This is a genomic window from Desulfobacter postgatei 2ac9 (assembly GCF_000233695.2).
In the GTDB taxonomy this organism is placed as follows: Bacteria; Desulfobacterota; Desulfobacteria; order Desulfobacterales; family Desulfobacteraceae; genus Desulfobacter; species Desulfobacter postgatei.
In genome coordinates this window covers 2,579,374-2,601,566 of the sequence record NZ_CM001488.1, presented here as the reverse complement: position 1 = coordinate 2,601,566, position 22,193 = coordinate 2,579,374, and the positions used below count along the sequence as shown (strand labels likewise).

Annotated in this window: 22 protein-coding genes; 12 read left to right on the top strand and 10 right to left on the bottom strand. The window is 50.0% G+C overall.

Annotated elements, in window-relative coordinates:
* Positions 1-6: 6 nt before the first annotated feature.
* Genes DESPODRAFT_RS11850 through DESPODRAFT_RS11835 form a run of 4 tightly spaced genes read left to right on the top strand, consistent with a single transcriptional unit; the run spans position 7 to position 4,589 of the window.
* Positions 7-1,188, top strand: coding sequence for a hybrid sensor histidine kinase/response regulator (locus DESPODRAFT_RS11850; protein ID WP_004073739.1), 1,182 nt, complete (start codon positions 7-9; stop codon positions 1,186-1,188).
* A 42-nt stretch (positions 1,189-1,230) separates the two neighbouring features.
* On the top strand, positions 1,231-1,671 hold the full coding sequence (locus DESPODRAFT_RS11845; RefSeq protein ID WP_004073738.1) for a sigma-54-dependent transcriptional regulator: 441 nt from the start codon (positions 1,231-1,233) through the stop codon (positions 1,669-1,671).
* Between the two features lie 25 nt (positions 1,672-1,696).
* A complete protein-coding gene (locus DESPODRAFT_RS11840; protein ID WP_004073737.1) occupies positions 1,697-3,175 on the top strand; it encodes a sensor histidine kinase in 1,479 nt (492 codons plus the stop codon).
* Complete coding sequence (locus DESPODRAFT_RS11835; RefSeq protein WP_004073736.1) at positions 3,153-4,589, top strand: sigma-54-dependent transcriptional regulator; 1,437 nt, start codon at positions 3,153-3,155, stop codon at positions 4,587-4,589. Before DESPODRAFT_RS11840 ends, DESPODRAFT_RS11835 begins: the two co-directional genes overlap by 23 nt.
* Here DESPODRAFT_RS11835 and DESPODRAFT_RS18735 read toward each other — a convergent pair.
* Positions 4,579-6,657, bottom strand: a complete 2,079-nt coding sequence (locus DESPODRAFT_RS18735) for an OmpA family protein (protein WP_004073735.1) — start codon at positions 6,655-6,657, stop codon at positions 4,579-4,581. The two genes, DESPODRAFT_RS11835 and DESPODRAFT_RS18735, sit on opposite strands and share 11 nt — an antisense overlap.
* 375 nt (positions 6,658-7,032) lie before the next feature.
* Between DESPODRAFT_RS18735 and DESPODRAFT_RS11825 the strand changes: the two genes are divergently transcribed.
* From DESPODRAFT_RS11825 to DESPODRAFT_RS11810, 4 genes are all read left to right on the top strand, one after another.
* Positions 7,033-7,287, top strand: a complete 255-nt coding sequence (locus tag DESPODRAFT_RS11825) for a hypothetical protein (protein WP_004073734.1) — start codon at positions 7,033-7,035, stop codon at positions 7,285-7,287.
* Between the two features lie 75 nt (positions 7,288-7,362).
* Positions 7,363-8,937 carry an SLC13 family permease gene (locus DESPODRAFT_RS11820; RefSeq protein WP_004073733.1) on the top strand — a complete coding sequence of 525 codons (1,575 nt, stop codon included), beginning with the start codon at positions 7,363-7,365 and terminating at the stop codon, positions 8,935-8,937.
* A 53-nt stretch (positions 8,938-8,990) separates the two neighbouring features.
* Positions 8,991-9,431: a sigma-54-dependent transcriptional regulator gene (locus DESPODRAFT_RS11815; protein ID WP_004073732.1), complete on the top strand. Its 441-nt coding sequence runs from the start codon at positions 8,991-8,993 to the stop codon at positions 9,429-9,431.
* A 200-nt stretch (positions 9,432-9,631) separates the two neighbouring features.
* Positions 9,632-10,705, top strand: coding sequence for a patatin-like phospholipase domain-containing protein (locus tag DESPODRAFT_RS11810; RefSeq protein ID WP_004073731.1), 1,074 nt, complete (start codon positions 9,632-9,634; stop codon positions 10,703-10,705).
* 7 nt (positions 10,706-10,712) lie between these two features.
* Here DESPODRAFT_RS11810 and DESPODRAFT_RS11805 read toward each other — a convergent pair whose 3' ends face one another.
* From DESPODRAFT_RS11805 to fbaA, 9 genes are all read right to left on the bottom strand, one after another.
* On the bottom strand, positions 10,713-11,612 hold the full coding sequence (locus DESPODRAFT_RS11805) for a hypothetical protein (protein WP_004073730.1): 900 nt from the start codon (positions 11,610-11,612) through the stop codon (positions 10,713-10,715).
* 27 nt (positions 11,613-11,639) lie between these two features.
* Positions 11,640-12,461, bottom strand: a complete 822-nt coding sequence (locus tag DESPODRAFT_RS11800) for a purine-nucleoside phosphorylase (protein ID WP_004073729.1) — start codon at positions 12,459-12,461, stop codon at positions 11,640-11,642.
* The gene (locus tag DESPODRAFT_RS11795) at positions 12,461-13,144 is read right to left on the bottom strand and encodes an SH3 domain-containing protein (RefSeq protein WP_004073728.1); all 684 of its coding nucleotides are present in this window, start codon (positions 13,142-13,144) and stop codon (positions 12,461-12,463) included. The genes DESPODRAFT_RS11800 and DESPODRAFT_RS11795 overlap by 1 nt, the downstream gene beginning before the upstream one ends.
* Before the next feature lie 204 nt (positions 13,145-13,348).
* Positions 13,349-14,125, bottom strand: a complete 777-nt coding sequence (locus tag DESPODRAFT_RS11790; protein ID WP_004073727.1) for an ABC transporter ATP-binding protein — start codon at positions 14,123-14,125, stop codon at positions 13,349-13,351.
* Complete coding sequence (locus DESPODRAFT_RS11785) at positions 14,122-15,000, bottom strand: ABC transporter ATP-binding protein (RefSeq protein WP_004073726.1); 879 nt, start codon at positions 14,998-15,000, stop codon at positions 14,122-14,124. Before DESPODRAFT_RS11785 ends, DESPODRAFT_RS11790 begins: the two co-directional genes overlap by 4 nt.
* On the bottom strand, positions 15,000-15,923 hold the full coding sequence (gene nikC, locus DESPODRAFT_RS11780; RefSeq protein ID WP_004073725.1) for a nickel transporter permease: 924 nt from the start codon (positions 15,921-15,923) through the stop codon (positions 15,000-15,002). Before nikC ends, DESPODRAFT_RS11785 begins: the two co-directional genes overlap by 1 nt.
* A 19-nt stretch (positions 15,924-15,942) precedes the next feature.
* Entirely contained in the window at positions 15,943-16,917 is a 975-nt protein-coding gene (locus DESPODRAFT_RS11775; protein WP_004073724.1) for an ABC transporter permease, read from the bottom strand.
* A gap of 145 nt (positions 16,918-17,062) precedes the next feature.
* Entirely contained in the window at positions 17,063-18,643 is a 1,581-nt protein-coding gene (locus tag DESPODRAFT_RS11770; RefSeq protein WP_004073723.1) for an ABC transporter substrate-binding protein, read from the bottom strand.
* Positions 18,644-18,654: 11 nt separating this feature from the next.
* Positions 18,655-19,686: a class II fructose-bisphosphate aldolase gene (gene fbaA / locus DESPODRAFT_RS11765; protein ID WP_004073722.1), complete on the bottom strand. Its 1,032-nt coding sequence runs from the start codon at positions 19,684-19,686 to the stop codon at positions 18,655-18,657.
* 347 nt (positions 19,687-20,033) lie between these two features.
* Between fbaA and DESPODRAFT_RS11760 the strand changes: the two genes are divergently transcribed.
* The 4 genes from DESPODRAFT_RS11760 (at position 20,034) to DESPODRAFT_RS11745 (ending at position 22,138) form a co-directional block, all read left to right on the top strand.
* Complete coding sequence (locus DESPODRAFT_RS11760; RefSeq protein WP_004073721.1) at positions 20,034-20,465, top strand: hotdog fold thioesterase; 432 nt, start codon at positions 20,034-20,036, stop codon at positions 20,463-20,465.
* Between the two features lie 67 nt (positions 20,466-20,532).
* Positions 20,533-21,126 carry a TrmH family RNA methyltransferase gene (locus DESPODRAFT_RS11755; protein ID WP_004073720.1) on the top strand — a complete coding sequence of 198 codons (594 nt, stop codon included), beginning with the start codon at positions 20,533-20,535 and terminating at the stop codon, positions 21,124-21,126.
* Positions 21,123-21,902, top strand: a complete 780-nt coding sequence (gene nadE, locus DESPODRAFT_RS11750) for an NAD(+) synthase (protein WP_004073719.1) — start codon at positions 21,123-21,125, stop codon at positions 21,900-21,902. The genes DESPODRAFT_RS11755 and nadE overlap by 4 nt, the downstream gene beginning before the upstream one ends.
* A complete protein-coding gene (locus tag DESPODRAFT_RS11745; protein WP_040015962.1) occupies positions 21,899-22,138 on the top strand; it encodes a sulfite exporter TauE/SafE family protein in 240 nt (79 codons plus the stop codon). The genes nadE and DESPODRAFT_RS11745 overlap by 4 nt, the downstream gene beginning before the upstream one ends.
* Positions 22,139-22,193: the final 55 nt, after the last annotated feature.

Here is a 22,193-nt window from a genome sequence, read left to right as displayed (position 1 = left end):
AGGCTTTTGCTAAACCTGATGGAAATCAATACCCTTGAAAATGATACGGGGAAGGTTGTCCGCGTGCTGCTGGTAGATGATGAAGACAGCTTCCGCAACGCCATTGCCCGGCGTCTGGAGCGACGCAATATGGTCGTCAGCCAGGCGCCGGACGGGACATCCTGCCTGGAATACCTCGGCGCCAATGAAGCCGATGTGGTGGTGCTGGATATGAACATGCCCGGTATGTCCGGCATTGACACCTTTAAAGCCATCAACAAATACCATCCGGGTCTGCAGGTAATTTTTCTGACCGGAAATGCCGCGATAACCGAAGGGGTGGAAGGGATCAAGGCAGGTGCCTTTGACTACCTCTCCAAGCCCATTGAGATCGATCACCTGGCCGGCAAGATCCGCCAGGCCTGGGAACTCAAACGCCTGGAAGCGGCCCGCGAACAGGATAAAATCTTCAGACGGCGTCTGGAAAAGCGCATGATCCACACCCAGCGCCTGGCCTCCCTCGGCACCATGTCCACAGGCATTGCCCATGAAATCAATAATCCTTTGGCCATTATCAAGGAGTCAGCCGGGTTCATGCGCATGGTGCTCGAGGGCGCAGGCCAGATTCCGGAAAAAGAGATGCTTTTCAAAGGACTTGACAAAATAGAGAAAAGCGTGGACAGGGCCAGACGAATCACGCACCAGCTGCTGGGCTACGTCCGGAAGCACGGCCATGAGCTCACCCCGGTCGATATCCGCCAACTCACCGAGGATACCGTGGTGTTGATAAAACAGAAAACACAGGCTAAAAAGGTATCTGTACAATGGGATATTGCACCGAAAGAGCCGATGCTGATGTACACAGATCCTTTCCAGGTACGCCAGGTATTGATCAATCTTTTGGAAAACGCGGTGGATGCCGTGGAGACCGGGGGACAGATCAGGCTCTCCCTTACCAGAAAAGATCAGTCGGTCTGTCTCCAAGTCCGGGATAACGGCAGCGGCATTGCGCCGGAAAATATCGAAAAGATATTTGATCCTTTTTTCACCACCAAACCCAATGTGTCGGAGAATGAGTCCGGTACCGGACTTGGGCTCTTTGTGGTACACAAGATAATGACCGGACTTTCAGGCAGCATCCATGTGGAATCAGAGCCCGGACATGGTGCCACCTTTTCGATCTGTCTGCCTGAATGGCATTCCGAATAGACAATTACAAGTTCTTTCATAAAATTTTAAGGAGAAAAACCCATGATAAAAATACCGGTAAAAATCTTGATCGTTGATGATGAAAAAGATTTTGTAGAGATGTTTTCCCTGCGCCTGACGCGGCAGGGGGAAAAGGTGTCTACCGCCTATTCAGGACAAGAAGCCCTTGATCTGCTTGAAAAAACTGCGATCGACGTGGTAATCCTGGATATCCGCATGCCCGGCATGGACGGCATAGAGACCTTGAAAAAAATCAAAGCGGCTCATCCTCTGGTGGAAGTCATCATGCTGACCGGGCACGGGTCTACGGAAACGGCAGTGGAAGGCATGAAGGAAGGGGCCTTTGATTATCTGATGAAACCGGCCGATTTTGAGGATATCAGTAAAAAAATGGCCAATGCCTGGAAGCGCAAGGACGAACAGGAAGAACGCATCCGCAAGGCCGAAGCCAGACTGCTTCTGCGGCGCACCGGGGAAATATAGTTTATAAAATAAGGAAATGCTATTGATGAGCCTGAAACAACGGGTATATCTTGCCAATGCCGTACTTTTAGGAATAACGGTCATGGGAGCCATTGCCATGATCTGGTATACCTATAAAACAGAAGACCTGTTCACCGGTATTGTTCAAAGGCATATTCCCATGTATCAGGCCGCCGAGGCCCTTGAGACCTCTTTGCTCAACCAGAAAGGGTATCTATCATATTATCTTCTGGATAAAAATCCCGAATGGCTCAGGCAGCTGGCTGACTTCAAACTGGATTTTGAAAGCCAGCTGGCCTTAGCCAAGCCCCTGGTCACAAAAGACTGGGAAAAAGAGGCGCTGGCCGGAATTGAATCCGTGTACAAGACATATATTGCGGCCAAGGACCGGGTGGTGACGTTGTATGAAAAGGGAGAACCTGGGGCCGGGGCCGCGCTTCACCGGGAAGTCAGGAGCAATTTCTTCAAAATTTATGAGCTATGTGAAAAATTTAAAACCGCACATAAAAAAGACATAGAGCTTACCGTGGAAGAGAGTCACTCCGATGCCAGGAATCTACGCTATATAGGTCTTCTGGCCATTGTCACCGTGGTGTTGCTCAGCCTTTTGATCAATTATATTTTCACCCGCCACATTCTGGGACCCATCCGAAAACTGGCGGCGGAAGCGGATCAAATGGGCGATGGCCGGGTCTCCGGCAACGAGCTGGCAGCATTAAAAAGCAGTGTTCACGGCTTGATTGAAAATGCGGAACAGACCCATGCTGAACTTGTGCGAAGTCGGGAATCTCTAATGCAGTCGGAAAAAATGGCCCTGGTGGGACAACTGGCCGCAGGCACGGCACATTCCATCAGAAATCCATTGACCTCAATTAAAATGCGGCTGTTTTCCCTGGGTCGGTCAACCAAACTATCCCAGGACCAGCATGAAAATATCAGTGTGATTTCAACGGAGATCGGCCAGATTAATAAAATCCTGGAAAATTTCCTGGAATTTTCCAGGCCCCCCAAATTGACCATGAAGGCACAAAGCCCGTCCCAGGTGGTGGACAATACCCTGCGCCTTCTGGAACAACGGCTCAAATCCTACGGTGTAACCGTCCGGCTGGTACGCAGCAAGCCTTTGGACAACGTGATGCTGGATGCGGCCCAGTTCAAAGAGGTTCTGGCCAATATCATCATCAATGCCTGCGAAGCCATGGAGAAAGGAGGCCGGATCACCATCACCGAAACCATGGACAATGTCAATACGGACAGGGACACGGCGGTCATAAGAATCCAGGATACCGGCCCCGGTATTCCCGCAACCATTCAGGGCGAAATTTTCAACCCGTTTTTCACCACCAAGGACGAGGGCACCGGACTGGGATTGAGCATCTGTTTTAATATTATCAGTGAACATGGCGGCTGCCTGGTACTGGACAGCCAGGAGGGCCAGGGGGCCTGTTTCACCATTACGCTGCCTGCAGGGGAGGATCTCCATGGCAAAAATTCTGATCATTGACGACGACGACCAGCTGAGAATCAGTTTTTCAAAACTTCTCACCGAAGAGAACTATGACGTGGTGTCTGCGGCTTCCGGCGAAGCCGGTGTTGAGATCGTTAACACAACGCCTCTGGATCTGGTGATTCTGGATGTCCGCCTGCCCGGCATGAACGGGCTTGAAACCTTCAAAGAGATAAAAAAAATTGACGGCACCCTGCCGACCATCATTGTCACGGCATTCGGCACCACGGACACAGCCATTGAAGCGACCAAGGCAGGCGCTTTTGACTATCTGCTCAAACCCTTTGACATCCCTGAGATGCTCAACCTGATCACCCAGGCCATTGATGCAGGATATTGTATGCGAACCCCGGTGCATGTGGGGGCCGAACCCTCGACCTATTCCCCGGACGCCATTGTGGGACAAAGTCCCGGTATGCAAAAAGTGTATAAAACCATCGGGCGTGTGGCCCAGACCGATGCCACGGTGCTGATCCAGGGAGAATCGGGCACCGGCAAGGAGCTGGTCGCCCGGGCCGTGTACCAGCACGGTATCCGGTCAGATAAAAACTTTTCCATCATCAACTGTGTGGCCATCCCTGAAAACCTTTTGGAAAGCGAATTGTTCGGCTTTGAAAAAGGGGCATTCACCGGTGCGGCACGACGGCATATCGGAAAAATTGAACAGGCCAACGGCGGCACCGTGTTTCTGGATGAAATCGGCGACATGCCCATTTCGATCCAGGCCAAAATTCTGCGGTTGCTCCAGGAAAGATGCATTGAGCGGCTGGGCGGCGATGAAACCATCCCTGTGGACGTGCGCATCATTGCCGCAACCAACAGGGATCTTAAATCCGCCATTGCCCAGGGCCTTTTCAGGGAAGATCTCTATTTTCGACTCAAAGTCGTAACCATAGAACTGCCGCCCCTTAGGGACCGCATAGAGGATATCCAGCCCCTGACCGCCCATTATCTGAAACGGTTCTCCCATGAATTGAAAATCGACAACCCCGGCATCCGGGAAGAGGCCCTGGACCTTTTGAAAAAATACGAATGGCCGGGCAATATCAGGGAACTTGCCAACCTGATTCACAAAGCCCTGATCTTTAACCGCGGCAATCCCTTGTCGGTCAGTGATTTAAGCCAGATTATCCGAAAACAGGAAACCCCAGGGGAAATTTACCAGGATTCAACCCAGGCAGAGACCATCCGCCAGTGGGTCCACGCCTGTCTGTCCGACCCGTCCAATGATCACAGTTTTGAATTCTTTTCAGACACGATCTGCGCCATGGCCGTGGAAGAGGCACTGAAAATTTCAAACGGCAACCGCTCCCAGGCTGCCCGGCTTTTGGACATATCCCGTCCTACCCTGCATGCAAAAATTGACAAGTACGGAATCAACACCATTTCATCCACCCAGATTATTCGCTGAGTTCCGGTTCTTGGATCTGATACTCCAAGGTGATGATAACGGTGCGGTTAAAGGATCTTCCTTCGGGAAGCCTATTGTCATAAGGCGGGTCATGGGGACCGTTGCCCTTGAATTCAATACGTTCGGGTGACGGGATGCCGTTTTCCGTCACACTCTGGAAAACAGACTTTGCCCTTCGCTGGGAAAGCCCCAGGTTGTAATCTTCCGTTCCGATGATGTCGGTCTGCCCAAGGATGGTGACCCTGGCATTGGGCAATTCTCGTATCCGTTTCACCACCCGGTCCAGAACGACCTTGTTTCTTTCTTTTATTTCCGCACTGTCGTAATCAAAGAGAATCAAAGCGTATTTTTCCATCACCCGTTGCGCATTTCTCTGGGCCTTGGTTGTCACCCGCCTGGTATATGTAACCGGAATAACAACAGTATCCGTCTCAAAGGTCTGACCAGTGATATCGGTCAAAAAGGCGGTAACGCTTATATGTTCAAAGGCGCTGATCTTGCCGAGCCCGAACCTCCCAAGGTCAAAGATATAGTTCGGAACAATATTGCCCTGGCCTTCCTTGAGATTCAAAAAATCCCGGTTTCCTTTGATTTTGATATTCCAGGTCTTAAGATCGTATCCGGGCGTGATATTGGGTTGGACTGTGATCTCATTGGTATTGGCGATCTGAAAGGTATAAGTACTCTTGATGACGTCCAGAATATCCGGAGAATCCGAACGGATTTCAACCCGCTGGTTTTCCACCCGGGCTTCTTCGACATTTCCGGTACTGGGTTTTTCCGGAAGTTTCCGGGCCGTGATCGTGATCCTTGAGGGATCAATGTTCCAGATATACTGAAGATAGGATTTCACGCTTTCCGCCCGGGCCCGGGAAAGGGTGATGTTGTTCTTTTCCGGACCCCGGTCGCTGATGCAACCCACCAGTTCTATACTGGCACCGGGGTTCTCGGTCAGGCGTTTTCCGATGATGTTGAGTACATGATAGTACTTGGTCATGGTATTTTCCAGCATCTTTTCATCGAATTGACCGGCCTCGCTTTGGGTTTTCAGGAGGCGATACCGGTCCGGAACGCTGCTCTGGCCAAGATCGAAAAAGATGTAGTTGAGCAGGGGGGAGCTGTCAATAATGGTCAAATCCTCGATGGAGATCGAAGAGGGGCTGACAGCCAGAGATGCCTGGGGCGGCCTGTTGAAATTGTATTCCACCACATACTGATAAAGCAGGGTGGTGGATATGTCCCGGAAAATGGGAAGAAGATTGTCAGCGGATTTAGCTTTCCATAATTTACCGCCCAGACTTTGAGAAAAGGCGTCCAGAAATTGATCCTTCTTTTCGCCCGGCATGAAATCAATGGAAAAAGCCTTGAAATTTTCGAGTCCCTTGGATTTCAGCCCGATGGTTTCTTTTTTGATGTTGCTGTTGAGATCTTCTCCATCGGAAAATACCACGAGGAATTTATTGGTTTTTTCAGGCTTTCTTGAAATCAGATCCAGCCCACCCAGCATTCCTTCATAGAGATAGGTCTCACCCGTCATGCCCTCTTTGAAGCTTTTTTCAAAAAAATTTTTAAGTTCCGAAATATTGTTGGATCTAAAGGTCGCAAGCCTTAGATGCTGGCCGTTGACCAGAAAATCACCCTTACTGTCAAAGACCACCACATCCACCTCATCAATAGGCCGGACAATCTTTAAAAACTCATCCAAAGCAGCCAGGAGGGGTTGAACAGCCTTTCTTTTTTCCATTGAAAAGGAATTGTCCACCATAAGCACATAGCTGATGGGCATATCCAATCGAGTCTTTAGTATCTGTACGGAAATGACGTTGGCCGGAATGCTTCCCTTGATCACTTCAAAATCCTTGGCCATAAGATCCTTGACGGGTTTCTCCTGACTGTCCAGGACCGATACCAGGATCTTGGTTTCGTCAATGGACTGAAAAGAGATTTTCCCGTCTTGACCGGGAACACGGATATGGAGTTCACCTTCCGGGACAAAGGCCAGGCCGCCGCCTGACCATACCAGACATAACACCGCTACCAGTGCGGAAACAATTATTTTTGATTTCATCGGACATCTCCACCAAAGAGTCTAAAGGATATCCCGAATTTTATACCTCTTGGAGTCAAAGTCAAATACAATTCATCATGGATTGATCAAGGATTTCGGACTTTCAGCCAAGATGTCTTTAATCCAAATGAGTGGCAAATTGGCACCCCTGTCCTGGGTGAAATGGAAAGTATCACTCATATCGAAAAATAAAATCTTTACATGCCGTAAAAAAACGTGACAGACAGCAACCTTTCTGACCACTGGTTGCATTTTTAAATTATCTTATTATTTCAAAGCATTAATATACATCTTCAGCTCTTTTATTCATCTGGCATATATCTTGATAGATGAGCTCAAGCCGGATCAAACGGCATCACAAGAGCCATTGATATCATGAACACCCCCATAGCTGACAGAAAAAAATTTTATCAGGTACTGACCCGCAATACCCGTAAATATCCCCCAGACAGACAAACCGCCAAAAAGAATAGAGCCAACAACCTTATAAACCATATTAAGGAGACTTTGCAGATGAAACTTTTATTTGTCGATGATGAGAAAGGCTTTCTGGACACCCTGATCAAACGGAAGCATGAGAAAAAAATTATGGAGGCCAGGGCCAAGGAAATCACAGGTCACATGGTTTAGGTGTTTGAAAGAATTAATGTAAAAAAACGGCCTGGCTCGGCAGGCCAAAAACAAACAGAATGGAGAAACAAACCAATGATACTCAAATCAAACGGATTCAAACTTGCGGTAGCAGTGTTGATCGGTGTAATCGTGTTTATTCTGCCCAGGCCGGAAGGAACAAAATTTAAACTTTCCGGCACCGGTGCAGACCAGTTAAGTCAGTCAGTGTCACAATATTTTTCAACCCAGCAGACCGCACCCGGCAAGCCCGTTATTCTGACGGCCAAGGCACCTGGCGTTGAGCAGGCCCGGGCAAAATATCTTGTCGACCAGGCCAAGGCAATGGGCCTTTCAGAAGTTAAGGTGGATTATGTGGACGGGATGCCCCCCAAAGCCAAACGGTTTTTAGCCGTGCTTGCGGTGCTGGTTGTCCTGTTTGTGATGGAGCCCATTCCCCTTGAAATCACGGCAGTGCTGATTGGCGCCTCCCTTGTGATTCTAGGCCTAACCGACGTAAAAGGGGCATGGGCGCCCTACATGCATCCGGTTGTTATTTTCATCATGTGCTGCCTGATCTTTGCCATTGCCCTGGACAAAGTGGGGCTGACAAAACGCCTGGGTTATTTTATTGTCAAGAAGGCAGGCGATTCCGTAACACGATTCACCTTTATCATTGCCGTGGGTCTAGGCCTTGCGTCCGCTTTTATGCACGATGCAGCCGCCTGTGCCATCGGTATTGTCACCATGCTGCCCCTGATGCGTGCCGTGGGTATTGAGCCCCATAGCAATACGGCAAAATTCATGATGCTCTCCCTGCCCTTTGCATGCTCCTGCGGCGGCATGGGCTCCCTAATAGGCGGTGGGCGGTGCATGGTATCGGCTGCATTTTTAAAAGAGTTCACCGGAATTGAGATCACCTTTTTTGACTGGATCAAATATTGTATGCCCGCAGCCATCATCTGTGTGCCTGCGGTTGTATTGATTGTCTACCTGATCTACCGGCCAGATCCCAATATCAAGCTGCCGGCGTTTGATGAGGATCTGGGACCAATGACGGCTGTTGAGAAAAAAGCACTGATTATTATTGGCGCCGCTTTTATATCATGGCTCACCAAGAGCGTCCACGGCCTGGACTACTCCGTCACCGGAGCTGTGGCCGTGGCTGGCCTGGTGCTGTTCGGCGTTTTAAAATGGCGGGACATCAACGACAACCTGGAGTGGGGAACAGCCCTGTTTATCTTTGGCGGCGGTATCTCTTTAGGCCTTGCCATGGGATATTCAGGTGCAGCAGACTACTTTGCCAACCTGTTCTTCCCGCTGATTGAGGGTAAAGGCTGGCTGGTGCTCTTTGTGGGTGTGGGCGTCTTCGGCGCCCTGGTTACCAATGCCATGGCCAATGTGGCGGCAGCAGCTTTAATCTTGCCCATTGTTATTCCCATGGCTCAGCTTGAAGGGGTCAACCCGACCATCCTGGCCCTGTGCCTTGGTATGGCCACATCCTTTGCCATGCTGCTGGTTATCGGCTGTCCACCCAATGCCATTGCCTATTCATACAAATACTTCAAGTCCTCGGACCTGACCAAGCTGGGTCTTGTGACCACACCAGCCCTGCTTCTGATACTGGTAGGCGTGGTCTGCACCTGGTGGAAGTTTTTGGGTTTAATATAAGAGGGCTTTGCTGAACCTCATGGAAATCAATAATTTTATAAGGAGAAAACCCCATGATAAAAATACCGGTAAAAATCTTGATCGTTGATGATGAAAAAGATTTTGTAGAGATGTTTTCCCTGCGTCTGAGCGGGCAGGGGGAAAAGGTATCTACCGCCTATTCAGGACAAGAAGCCCTTGATCTACTGGCAAAAACTCAAATCGACGTGGTGATCCTGGATATCCGCATGCCCGGCATGGACGGCATAGAGACCTTGAAAAGAATCAAGGCGAGCCATCCCCTGGTGGAAGTGATCCTTCTCACCGGACACGGGTCCACGGAGACGGCAGTCGAAGGTATGAAGGAAGGGGCCTTTGATTACCTCATGAAACCGGCGGATTTTGAGGATATCAATAAAAAACTGGCCAATGCCTGGAAGCGCAAGGACGAACAGGAAGAACGCATCCGCAAGGCCGAAGCCCGGCTTCTTCTGCGGCGCACCGGGGAAATATAGTTTATAAAATAAGGACCGATGCCCTTGAGACCTCTTTGCTCAACCAGAACGGGTATCGGTCCTATTATCTTCTGCATAAAAATCCTGAATGGCTCAGGCAGCTGACTGACTTCAAAAAAATGCATCTATTTCCATATATGTATCCTTGTGTTATTGTTCACGCACTATTTTAATGATGCCTGCCAATGGGGTAATGCCGCATGTTAAACAATCTAACGATCCTTGCCGGGGCAACAGCTTATCGCCATATTAAAGAAAACGGTCTTTCTCCTAACCATATTGATGCCATGCTCGGGGCCTCGGGCGCAGCCAAATGGCTCTGCATTTACGGACTTGATTCGGTAATTTTTTCCCAGTGGTTTTCAGGCCGGACCCGGCCTTTGCACCTGTTTGGCACCTCCATCGGAGCATGGAAGTTTGCCGCAGCAGCCCAGACCAACTGCCGGGAGGCCTTTGACCGCCTCAAACACGCCTATACCCATCAGCATTATAAGGGCAGGGTTTCGGCAGCCCAAATAGCCAGGCAAACCCGGCGGATCATGGATGAATTTCTCACAAACCGGGCCATTGATGAAATATTGAACCATCCATACATTCGCATTGGTTTTTCAGCCGCCCGGTGCAAAGGGCCCATGGGTTCAAAACAAAGCCCTGTCCAGGCCATTGGCCTAGGGCAGGCATTTGCCCTGAATGCGATATCCAGAAAATTTCAGCGGTTCTGTTTTGAACGTATTCTCTTCCACCATCCCCAATATGACACCAGCATACTGGAAGAAAACATTTTTCCCACAACACCCATTCCCCTTGACCGAAAAAATTTTTCCAAAGCAATTTTGGCATCAGGGTCCATCCCCATGGTCATGGAGGGCGTCAATGATATTACGGGCGCACCTGGGGGCACTTACCGGGACGGAGGACTTCTGGATTACCACCCGGCACTTTCCTTAAATCCTGAGCAGACCGGTTTTATCCTCTATCCCCACTTTTATACGGAACTGACCCCTGGCTGGTTTGATAAAAAATTCCACAAGCGAAGAGTTAAGGGCAGGGCCGTGGATCGAACGATTCTTCTGGCCCCGTCTCCCGAATTTGTTTCCACCCTGCCCTTTGGGCGTATCCCGGACCGCCGAGATTTTATCCGGCTCATGGGACGGGATAATGAGAGGATTTGTGCCTGGAATAAAGCCGCGAATATGTGCAGGGTGTTGGGAGACGAATTCATGGATGCTGCGCAAAACGGTTCCATCAGGAAAAAAGTCAAAAAATTTGATTAACGAAGAATTATCCCTGGTCCTGATTGCTCTTTAAAATGTCCAAAATTTCGTCAATTTTGTCCTGGGCATCACGGGCATCCACCGTGCATCCGCCGGCACCGAAATGTCCACCGCCGCCGTAACAGGCAAGCATGGTTCCGGCATTTATCCGGCATTCAGGATTGAAAATGCTGTGACCAACGCTGATGAGAACCTGTTTTTTGTCCGGCCTTGCATACCGGATCTTGACACTGGCAATGGCGTCTGCAAACAGAGAATAAATTAAAAACCGGTTGCCGGAAGGTACGTTTTCAAGGCTTCTAAAGTCGGTCACGGAAATACGGTCAACCATGGTGGTATAGGTTTCCAGGTAATATTTAAATGCCTTGTTTTCCTCAATCACTTCCCGACACCGGCGGTCCACATCAGGGTCCTCTAATATGGTCTTAATATCCGCTTTGCCAAGCATATCCACCAAACGTTCCCAATAGGGAATATCCTGAAAATCGTTATTTTTAATAGTCATGGACAAAAGCAGGTAAGGATAGTCTTCAGGCGCTTTGACCTGTTCCCGGGTAAGGTCGGCAGAATCAATCATGTCGGTCTGATCCACCAATTCATCAAACCGGTTATCCAGAAGGTTCTGTTTTTGATAATATTTATAGACAACCCCTGCGGCGGACGGTGCAATCTCAAAGAGGCCGGGCACCTCCTGGGCAGGTTTATTGGAGATATGGTGATCAAACCACAAATAGGCATTAGGATGCCAGGGCAGGTTCGCAAGGATATCACCATCCCGGATATCAGCGGTACCCGACTGAATGGCATTGGGCTCTATCCAGTATATCGGTAAAGACGGTTCCAGGGCTTGGCGCAGAAGGACTGCGCAGACAATGCCGTCAAAATCAGGACGGGTGACGATTCTCATGGTATCTCCTCTTGTTTAAAATCGATATTACGCAGTCTGCCCAACAAATCCGGTAATGATCCGATTCAATTTTTCAGATGCCGTTGCTGCAGTCTCAACCACAGCCTCCAGGGTTGTCTGTGCAGGCGCATCCGGATCATTGATATTGGTAATCAGGGAAAGCCCCAGAATTTTCATACCGGCCTGAACCCCGGCAATGGCCTCCATTACCGTTGAAAACCCCACGGCATCGGCGCCGATAATTTTAAGAAAGCGTGTTTCTGCAGGTGTTTCAAGGCTTGGCCCCAAAAGGCCGGCATAAACCCCGGCGTGTAATTGAATTTTTTCCTGTGCAGCGACCCCAACGGCACGCCGCCCCAAATCGGGATCATACACCCGGGTCATATCAGGAAACCGAACGCCAAAGGAGGCCTCGTGCGGACCTGCAAGGGGATTTTTTCCGGTAAGGTTGATATGATCCCGGATGAGCATAATGTCTCCGGCCCTGAAGTTCAGGTTGATCCCGCCGGCTGCATTGGTAAGGATGAGCATCGGCACCCCAAGGGCCTGAAGCAGCCTTACCGGAAACGTGACAAGCTCCGGGCAATACCCCTCATACAGATGTATCCGGCCCTGGAAAACCAGAATATCCCTGCCATTAAGACTGCCCTGAACAAGACACCCCTTGTGGCTCTCCACCGTGGCCTGGGGGAAATGGGGCAGTCCGGCATAGGGGAACACCTGGTGGATCTGCAGGTCGGTCAAGGTATCGGAAAGGCCTGTTCCGGTAATCATACCGGCAACAGGCCGCACCTGCATGCGCTCCTGTATAAATCGTGCACACTCCTGAACTTTATTGACAAACACCATTACCCCTGGGCTCCGTTGTCGGGCATAGTCACAAACGCTTTCATGACCCAGCCATAGGTATTATCAGGAAGCCGGACATAATACCAGTCAGACGCACTGCCCTGGATAATCAGAACATTGCCCATATAAGTCTGGGTCAAAACGGCATGATTGATTCCCGGACCGGACCGAACATTAAGAATTTTGGACATTACCACGACCTGGGTACCGGAATCGGCCGGATTCATCGGTACAGCAGGAGGGGTGTGCACAATGGTCGTCGTCTGGGTGGGAGCTTGTACTACCTGATATCCGGCAGGCACTCTTCTATAATACACATTATCATACAAATAATAGGTTAATCCCGCGATCAGCACAGTGACAGCAGCGGCCGGAAGGCTGTAGGCAATGATCCCCAGCGGCGGACGCACCCCAAAATAACCGTCAGGTCTATGCCTGTAAAAGCGGCCCCTGTGGAAAAAATAGTCATCTCCCCTGTGCCTGACCTTTTGGCCGCCCGGCGGAACATGCCTGAAAGCCGGACCGTGTTTCCTTCCTGGACCGTGCTTGCCTTCAGGACCGTGACCGCGCCAGTGGCCTGGTTTAGAGTCCCGATCTGCCAGGGCTGCAGCCGGCAGTATGGTGGTTAAACCAAAACAAACAAGCATGATTAGGGTTGAAAATTTCAAATATCTGTTTTTCATTGTATCCTCCTGATTAACCCATTCAGATTAAACATTCATCTTTGGATTCCGGTAACGCGTCCATTCATTAAACGTATGTCAGCCCGCCGGCATAAACAAAAGCAAAAAGTGTACCACGTAAAAATACTCACAGCATCAAACGCTTCTACTTATATTATCATAATTTTCGGGACAATGCAGTCTCCAAAATAGCGGCATTGGGTATCATCTGAAATCCTGGAATAGATCAATGGCGGTTCGGTCATATCCCTTGCCGGCCACAAGAAGCTGCTTTGTGTACTTTTCTTTGATCACACCGCTTTTAAGCTGACTGCGGGTAATGGTTTCAACAGCTTTGCCGCGGTTCATCACCAGAAGCGTATCACACATATGGGAGACCACGGCAAGATCATGGCTGACAAGGATATAGGTCAATTGTTTTTCCCTTCTAAGATCCTGGAGCAGATTAAGCACCTCGGCCTGGATGGAGACATCAAGGGCAGAGGTGGGTTCATCAAGCAGAATCACTTCAGGATCGAGGATAAGGGCCCTGGCCAAAGCCACGCGCTGACGCTGCCCTCCGGAAAGCTGGTGAGGAAAACGAAACCTGAATTCAGCCCCCAGCCCCACCTCGTCAAGCACACGCGCCACCCGGTGGTTGGCATCCCCAAGGCGGTTTATCTTCACAGGTTCCTTGAGTGTCCGGTCAATGGTATGCCTGGGATGAAGCGACCCGTAGGGGTCTTGGAAAACCATCTGAACTTTGCGGCAAAACCCGATGTTCCTTTTTTGCTTCAACCTGACGCCGTCAATTTCCATACGCCCTGTCCAGTGGCTCAACAGTCCCGAGATACAATTGAGAACCGTTGATTTGCCTGATCCGGACTCTCCGACCAGGCCGAAACTTTCACCCTTTTCCACGGTAAAATTAACATCCCGTACCGCATGGTTTCGGGCCTGGCCATGGCCGAAAAAAACATTGAGATTCTCAACGACGATCATGACGCAGCCCCCCGGCCAAAGGCTCCTGGAGCCGGCTTAAGCCAGGCGTCATCGCGGACAAGTGTGGGCAGACGATCCTGGGTGCCGTCTATTTTAGGCAGGCAAGAAAGCAATCCCTTTGTGTAAGGATGATTTGATTTATGAAGATTACCGGCGGGAAGCACTTCCATGATTTGTCCGCCGTACATAATGATCACCCTGTCGCAGAACGAGGCGACAAGCTCAAGATCATGGGAAATAAACATAAGGCCCATGCCCCGTTCACTGACCAGATCATCAAGGATGGCAAGGACCTGAAGCTGCACCGTAACGTCAAGGGCGGAAGTGGGTTCATCGGCGATGAGCAGACTGGGTTCGGGAATAAGCATCATGGCAATCATGATTCTCTGGCCCATGCCCCCGGACACCTCATGGGGATAAAGGTCGTAGACCTGCTCCGGATTTCTGATCCTGACCGCGTTGAGCATATCCAAGGCTTTTTGGCGGGCCTGCTTTTTCCCGGCTTTATGATGGATGGTATAGGCCTCGCGTATCTGCTCCCCCACGGTTCTTACCGGATTCAGGGAGTACTTGGGATCCTGCATGACCATGGAGATCTCCATACCCCTGATTTTTCTCATCTGTTTTTCGGAAAAATCCAGCAGGTTTTTTCCCCTCAAAGAGATTTCAGAGGCCCTGACCCTGGCACAGGGCGGCAGCAGACGCAGTACGGCCCGGCCGGTTACGGATTTTCCCGAACCGGACTCTCCCACAATACCTAATTTTTCCCTACCCATGGAAAAGCTGATGTTGTTGACCGCACAGACATCCCCCTTAAAAGACGGAAAGACCACGGACAGATCCGTTACCGTGAGCAGTGACGTGTTGCCGGTCATCAGTTGTCACTCCTTGGATCAAGGACTTCACGAAGCCCGTCCCCCAGAAGGTTGAATGCAAGGCTCACAATAAAGATGGCGCTCCCGGGCATGGAGATCAACCACCAGTGGTCGATGATGTACGTTCTTCCGCCGGCAGTCATGGCCCCCCATTCCGGAGTGGGCGGCTGGGCACCCAGACCCAGAAACCCCAGTCCTGCAGCCGTCAGAATAATTCCTGCCATATCCAGGGTAACCCGGATAATCAGAGAAGGCAGACAAAGGGGCATAATATGGCCGGTAATAATCCTTAACGCACCTGCGCCCTGCAGCCTGACGGCTTTTATGAAATCGCAATTTCTTATGGTGAGGGTCTCTGCCCGGGCGATTCGGGCGTAAGGGGGCCAGGAGGTAATGGAGATGGCAATGACGGCGTTTTCAATGCCCGGCCCCAGAGCGGAAACAAAGGCCAGGGCCAGGATAAGCTTGGGAAAGGCCAGGAAAATATCTGTGATGCGCATGAGCACCGTGTCCACGATCCCGCCGAAATACCCTGCAACCGTACCCACAAGGATTCCCACAGGGGCAGCAATGATGGCCACAAGGCTGATGATGTAAAGGGTCAGTCGGGAGCCGAAAACAATCCGGGAGAAAATATCACGTCCCATCTCATCGGTACCCAAATAGTGGGTAAAGGACAATGGCTGAAGACGGTTGCCGATGTCGGTTTCAACCGGGTCATAGGGGGCAATGACAGGTGCAAGCACTGCAATAACGATCAGGGCGACAATAATCAGCAGCCCCAAAACTGCCAGCCGGTTTTTCATGAATGCCAGAAGCCCCAGATAAGCTCGACCGGACCAGGCCTGGAAAGCGGAGTCCGGCGTATCTGCCCGAAGCCACTCCCTCATGCGGCCTGTTTTCAGTGTTTTGTTGGTCATCATTTCAATATCGTTGGGAAAATTAACGGGCCCTTGGGTCCATCACTTTATATAAAACGTCGGAGAACAGGTTAACCCCCAGAAATATGGCACCCACAACAATGGTGCTGCCTAAAACCGCATTCATGTCGGCATTGAGCAGGGAATTGGTCAGATACAGGCCCAGGCCAGGCCAGGCAAAAACGGTTTCCGTTAACACCGAACCCTCAAGCAGGCTCCCGAAACTCAGGGCGATGACTGTGATTAACGGGATGGCACAGTTGCCTAAAGCATGCCCCCATATCACTTTCCACTCCTTTACGCCTTTGACCCGGGCAGTAAGAATATACTCCTGGCGAAGCTGTTCAATCATAAAGGAGCGGGTCATTCTTGACAGATATGCCATGGAATAATAGCCGAGAAGGGAGGCCGGAAGAATCAGATGATACACGGCGTTCCTGAAAATTTCCCACTCCCCGGCAATAATACTGTCTATCATCAAAATGCCGGTGACAGGCATCACAATGCCCTCATAAAAGAGATCGACCCGGCCCGGGCCGGGCAGCAGGTCAAGCCGGACATAGAAAAACATCAACGCCAAGAGCCCAAGCCAGAAAATGGGCAGGGAATAGCCAAACAAGCCGATGACACGCGTAACATGATCAAAAAAGCTGCCCTGCTTTACCGCCGAAAATATGCCAAGGGGGATGCCTGACACAATGCCCATGATCGTAGCCGTGATGGCCAGTTCAAAGGTGGCCGGAAAAACCCTTAAAATATCGTCGATCACAGGATTGGCCGTCAGCACGGATGTGCCGAAATCGCCTGTGACCACGTTGCCGATATAGATTAAAAACTGTTTCCACAGCGGCAGGTGCAATCCCATGGCAATGCGGGCTTTTTCGTAAACCTGGGGAGAGGCTTTGTCTCCGACCACGGCCAGAACCGGATCAATGGGAACAATTCTCCCAATGAGAAAAGTGATCAGCAAAAGGCCTAAGAATGTGGTTGCCAACATCAGCAGTATCCGGATCGTCTGATTCAGGGTCCTGATTAGCCTTGTTCTTGTTAGCGGTTCAGACATGAATAAACATCGCAGGCATTATCTGCGCCTCGGGTATAGCATCAGGACGCCCATGGTACGATTTTGAAACTCACGCGTGTTATTTGGTTGTATACCGGTAAAAGTTACTGTCAAAACTGGGTCCTAAAATGAAATTGTTAACATCGGCCCTTTCAGCCACAACCTCAATATCCTGGAACATAATGACAAAAGGGGAGATTTGCTGGTGTTGACGCTGGAGATCCATGTACATCCGGGCGCGTTTGGCCGTATCCCGTTCCAGTACGGCAGCATCGGCTTTTTTGGTCATCTCCGGAATATCCCAGGCATTTCTCCAGGCAAGGGGTTTGGATTTTGCATCGTCGGCGTTGTCCGGATTCCGGGCAAAGGCGTCTGCATTGGTGTGCGGATCCATATAGTCCGGCCCCCAGTCTCCGATATAGATATCGTGGCGTCTGGCGCGGTATTTGGTCAGGGTCTGTTTGCCGTCTCCGGGAATGATCTCAAGTTTTATGCCGACTTTGGCAAAAGTGGATTGGATGGAAAGGGCCATGGAAGTTACGGGTTCGGTATTCCTTGTGTCCATGGTGACGCAGAAGCCGTTTTCAAGACCGGCTTTTTTCAAAAGCGTTTTTGCTTTTTCAATATCAAGGGAAAAAGGCGTCTCTTCCAATGCGCCCAGAAAGCTCTTCGGCAAAAAGGCCTGGTGGATGGTGGCCTTGCCGCTGAGGATGGTCTGTTCCATACCTTTGTAATCAATGAGATACTTAAGTGCCTGGCGAACCTCAGGTATCTTGAGATATTTGTTTTTCTGGTTCAGCCCCAGGTAGTAGATCCTGCCTTTGGCCCTTTTCTGAAATTTTATATCTTTGTTCTTTTCCAGATTTTTCAGATCATCCGCCGTCAGGTTTCTTGCCATATCAATGTCGCCTTTTTCCAGCAGCATGCGCTGGCCGGCAGATCCGGCAATATGCCGGATGATGATGCGTCTCAATTTGGGTGCATCCCCCCAATAATTTTTGTTGGCATCAAGGATCATGATTTCCGATGCCTTCCAGGTTCTTAATGTATATGGCCCGGAACCGGCATACCCGGTCTTAAGCCAGCCATACCCAAGATCACCGTCCTTTTCATGGGCCATGACCTCTTTTTTATCCAGAACGGATCCGGCTGTTGAGGTCAGGCAGTAAAGAAAAAAGGTGGGGGCATAGGCCTGGTCCACAAGAATTTTCACCGTATAATCATCCACCTTCGCGATGGTCTTTTCCACGTTTTCAGGCGTAAATCCAAACTGGGTCAGAATAAAGGCCGGAGATTTGTCAAGCAGGACAACACGACGAAGGGAAAAAACGACATCGTCTGCCGACAGTGTGTTTCCCGAGGCAAAGGTAACACCTTTCCTGATTTTAAATGTGTAGCTCAACCCGTCATCCGAGATATCCCAACTTTCAGCAATGCCCGGATATATCTTACTGACATTATCAACATCATAGTTAATCAGACGGTCGTATGCGTTGGCGGCATATTCAGCATTGGCAAATTCAAAAATTTCAGCCGGATCCAGTGAGATAATCTCATCTATATTAAAGGCCATGACAAGGGTATCTTTCGGGGTTGACGCCTGGGCTGCCTGTATCACAAATAACGACAGGGCAAAAACAAACAGAAACAGCTTCTTCACTCTTTCCCCCTTTAGATATTTTTTCCAAGGGAAGTGCCCTCGGATCTTAAATCCCGGCAGGCCTGTATGATCCTGTCCGCCATGCTCCGCTCAGCTTTTTTGCCCCAGGAACGCGGATCGTACACTTTTTTGTTACCCACTTCCCCTTCGATTTTGAGTACACCATCATAATTTTTCATCATATGGTCCGCAACGGGCCGGGTATAGGCGTACTGGGTGTCTGTGTCCACATTCATCTTAACCACCCCATAATCAAGGGCCTCATGGATATCCTTTAATTCGGAACCGGACCCACCATGAAACACCAGGTCCAGCCGGCTGCCGGCGCCAAGCGCATTGGCCACGGCGTCCTGACCCTCTTTTAAAATTGCGGGTTTGAGCACCACATTACCCGGCTTATACACCCCATGCACATTGCCGAAGGTGGCGGCTAAAAGAAACCTTCCCATGGCGCCCAGTTCCTTGGCAGCCATCACCATATCCTGGGGTGTGGTATACAGTTTTTCTTTTTTCACCCCTGACGTATCATGGCCGTCTTCCTCGCCGCCGACCACGCCGGTTTCAATCTCCAGAATCAGGTCATTGGCCACACAGTCTTCCATAATTTTTTTTGAAGCAGCAATATTTTCCGCCATGGGCAAAGCAGATCCGTCGTACATGTGTGAACTGAACAGATTGGGCAGCCCCTTGGCACGACGCCTTGCCGTCTCTTCGATCAGGGGCATTAAAAAAGAGTCAACATATTCAGGGTGACAGTGATCCGTATGCAGGGCAATATTGACATCATAATAGGCCGCCATGGCATGGGCAAATTCAGCCAGGGCAATGGCTCCTTTATAAGATTGTGCCACCCCCAGGCCCGAGGCAAAACTGCCGCCACCCGTGGAGACCTGGATAATGCCGTCGCTGTCGGCTTCCTTGAATGCCAGAAGGGCGGCATTAATGGTTTCGCTTGAGGTGGTGTTAATGGCCGGGTATGCAAACTTGTTCTGTTTGGCATTATCCAGCATCCGGCAATATTGCTGATAATTAACGATTGGCATGATGCGTCTCCTTGTTTAATGGGATTGTCAGGATTGTAACTTTTTTCTGCAACGCCGCAGGTGGGTGACTTTGCGTTCAAACGCTAATTTCCCAAATGTAATTCGAGTATTCAACAATACCTTATTATAAAGGATTTGAAAATCACCTTTTTTAATCTTAGAGGCTGAACGAAAACCTATTTTACAAATATACAACAGCCGTTATTGCAAAGTTTATCCAAAACCAATATGTAATAACCCAACGATGCGATCCGTATAGCAACATAAGAAAAATGGCGTGAACAAACCACTTTGTTAAGCCCGGAACCGTTTAGGCCAAATCAGGATAAAGCAATTAAGGACAAAACATGATCTGGAAAAAAGAGTTCACTATTGATGATATGAACCGGTTCAAGGAAAATACAATGATGGGTCATCTGGATATTACGTTTGAAGAAAAAGGCGAGGATTTTTTAACCGCCTCCATGCCCGTGGATACCCGCACCCATCAACCCATGGGCATCCTCCACGGCGGTGCCTCGGTGGTCCTGGCCGAAACCCTTGGCAGTTGCGCCTCCCAGATGACCCTTGATGACGGATATTACAGCGTGGGTCTTGAAATCAAAGCCAATCACATTAAAAGTGTATCCCGGGGACGGGTCACGGGGCGAACCACACCGTTGCACCTTGGCAGAACGACCCAGGTATGGGACATTGACATTAAAAACGATAAAGGAGAGTTAATCTGCGTCTCCCGCCTGACCATGGCTGTATTAGGAATTCGAAAAAACCACAGTTAAACAATTTTGCAATTTTCACGGCAAGGGTGTATACAAAACACTTAAATTTTAATTGGGAAAAAAGGTTATGGGCTCATATAAGGCAAGAATGATGATCAAGGATGCAAAAGAAGAGGCAAGACGCCGGTTCCGTCGCCACCGGAATAAAAACCGCCTGGCCACGCCGGGCATTCACAAATGCATCCTTGTTCTGGACGGCCTGAAACCCACCTTTAACATCGGCAAAATATTCAGAAGTTCAGAAGCTTTTGGCTGCCATGAGGTTCATCTTATCGGCACCGAATTCTTTGACCCCGCACCTGCCAGGGGCGCATTCAAATATGTGCCGGCAAAATTCCACAGCCGGTTCATCTCGTGTTACGCCGAACTTCTTGAAAGGGGATACACCCCATTTATACTTGAACCGGGTCAGGGAGATCCGGTAATGGATGTGGCCCTGCCTGAAAAAAGCGCTTTTGTCTTTGGTCATGAGGAATTCGGCCTCAGCTTTGAACCGGACCTGTTCCCGGAAGTAAAACGGCTGACCATTCCGCAGTACGGGCGCTCCCAGAGCCTGAATGTCAGCGTGGCCGCCTCCATCATCCTGTATGAATACACCCGGCAGTCTGCCTGCCGGGATTTGGAAACCCAAGCGCGCCATCCATGCAAGGAAAAAATATGAATGCAGAAAAAGTGGCTGCCCACATCATCAACTGGCTGAAAGACTATGTCGACGCATCCGGATTAAAAGGATTCACCATCGGCGTATCCGGCGGGATTGATTCGGCTGTTACATCAACGTTATGTGCAAGGACCGGTTACCCCGTAATCGTCTTGAACATGCCCATCCACCAGGCATCGGATCAGCTCTCCCGGGCCGGCGAACACATTGCCTGGCTCTCCAAAACCTATGACAATGTCACAGGCCATGATGTTAATCTGACCCCGGTGTTTGAACAGATAAAAACAACCTTGCCGTCAGCCATTCAGGATGGTCTGACCATGGCCAACACCCGGGCCAGACTTCGCATGATCACCCTGTACGCCTTTGCCTCCCATCACCGAATGCTCGTGACCGGTACCGGAAACAAGGTGGAGGATTTCGGTGTTGGATTTTACACCAAATACGGAGACGGCGGCGTGGATATATCCCCCATTGGAGACCTGATGAAAACCGAGGTGTATGCTTTAGGCCGTTATCTTGGTGTAAGCCGGGATATACTGTCAGCCCGGCCAACCGACGGGCTTTGGGAAGACAACCGTACGGACGAAAGCCAGATCGGTGCCTCCTATGATGAACTGGAATGGGCCATGACCTATGACGCCGGCGACAAAAGCCGGGATATAACAGATCATCAGAAAAATGTTCTGGAAGTGTACCGGAAATTCAACCGGGCCAACCGGCATAAAATGGAACCTATCCCGGTGTGTAGCATACCCGGAGAGCTCAAATTATGAATTTTAAAAATGGTCTCCGGAATGTATTATTCCCCGAAACGGCTTTAGCCCTGTTTATCGCAGGGGGAAATGCCCTGTACACCGTAAGTCTGGTTATGGCGGTCGGGCAGATTATCGGTGCCAATATCGGCTCGGGAATGGCCATCAAACGAGGGACGCCCTTTATCCGGCCCATTTTCCTGACCATGGTGCTTCTAACCATCACCAGACTGATTTATGTGAATTACGTCTCTTAATAAAAAAGCAGCCGTTAAGATTCATTCTAACGGCTGCTTTTTTAATGGAACTTGT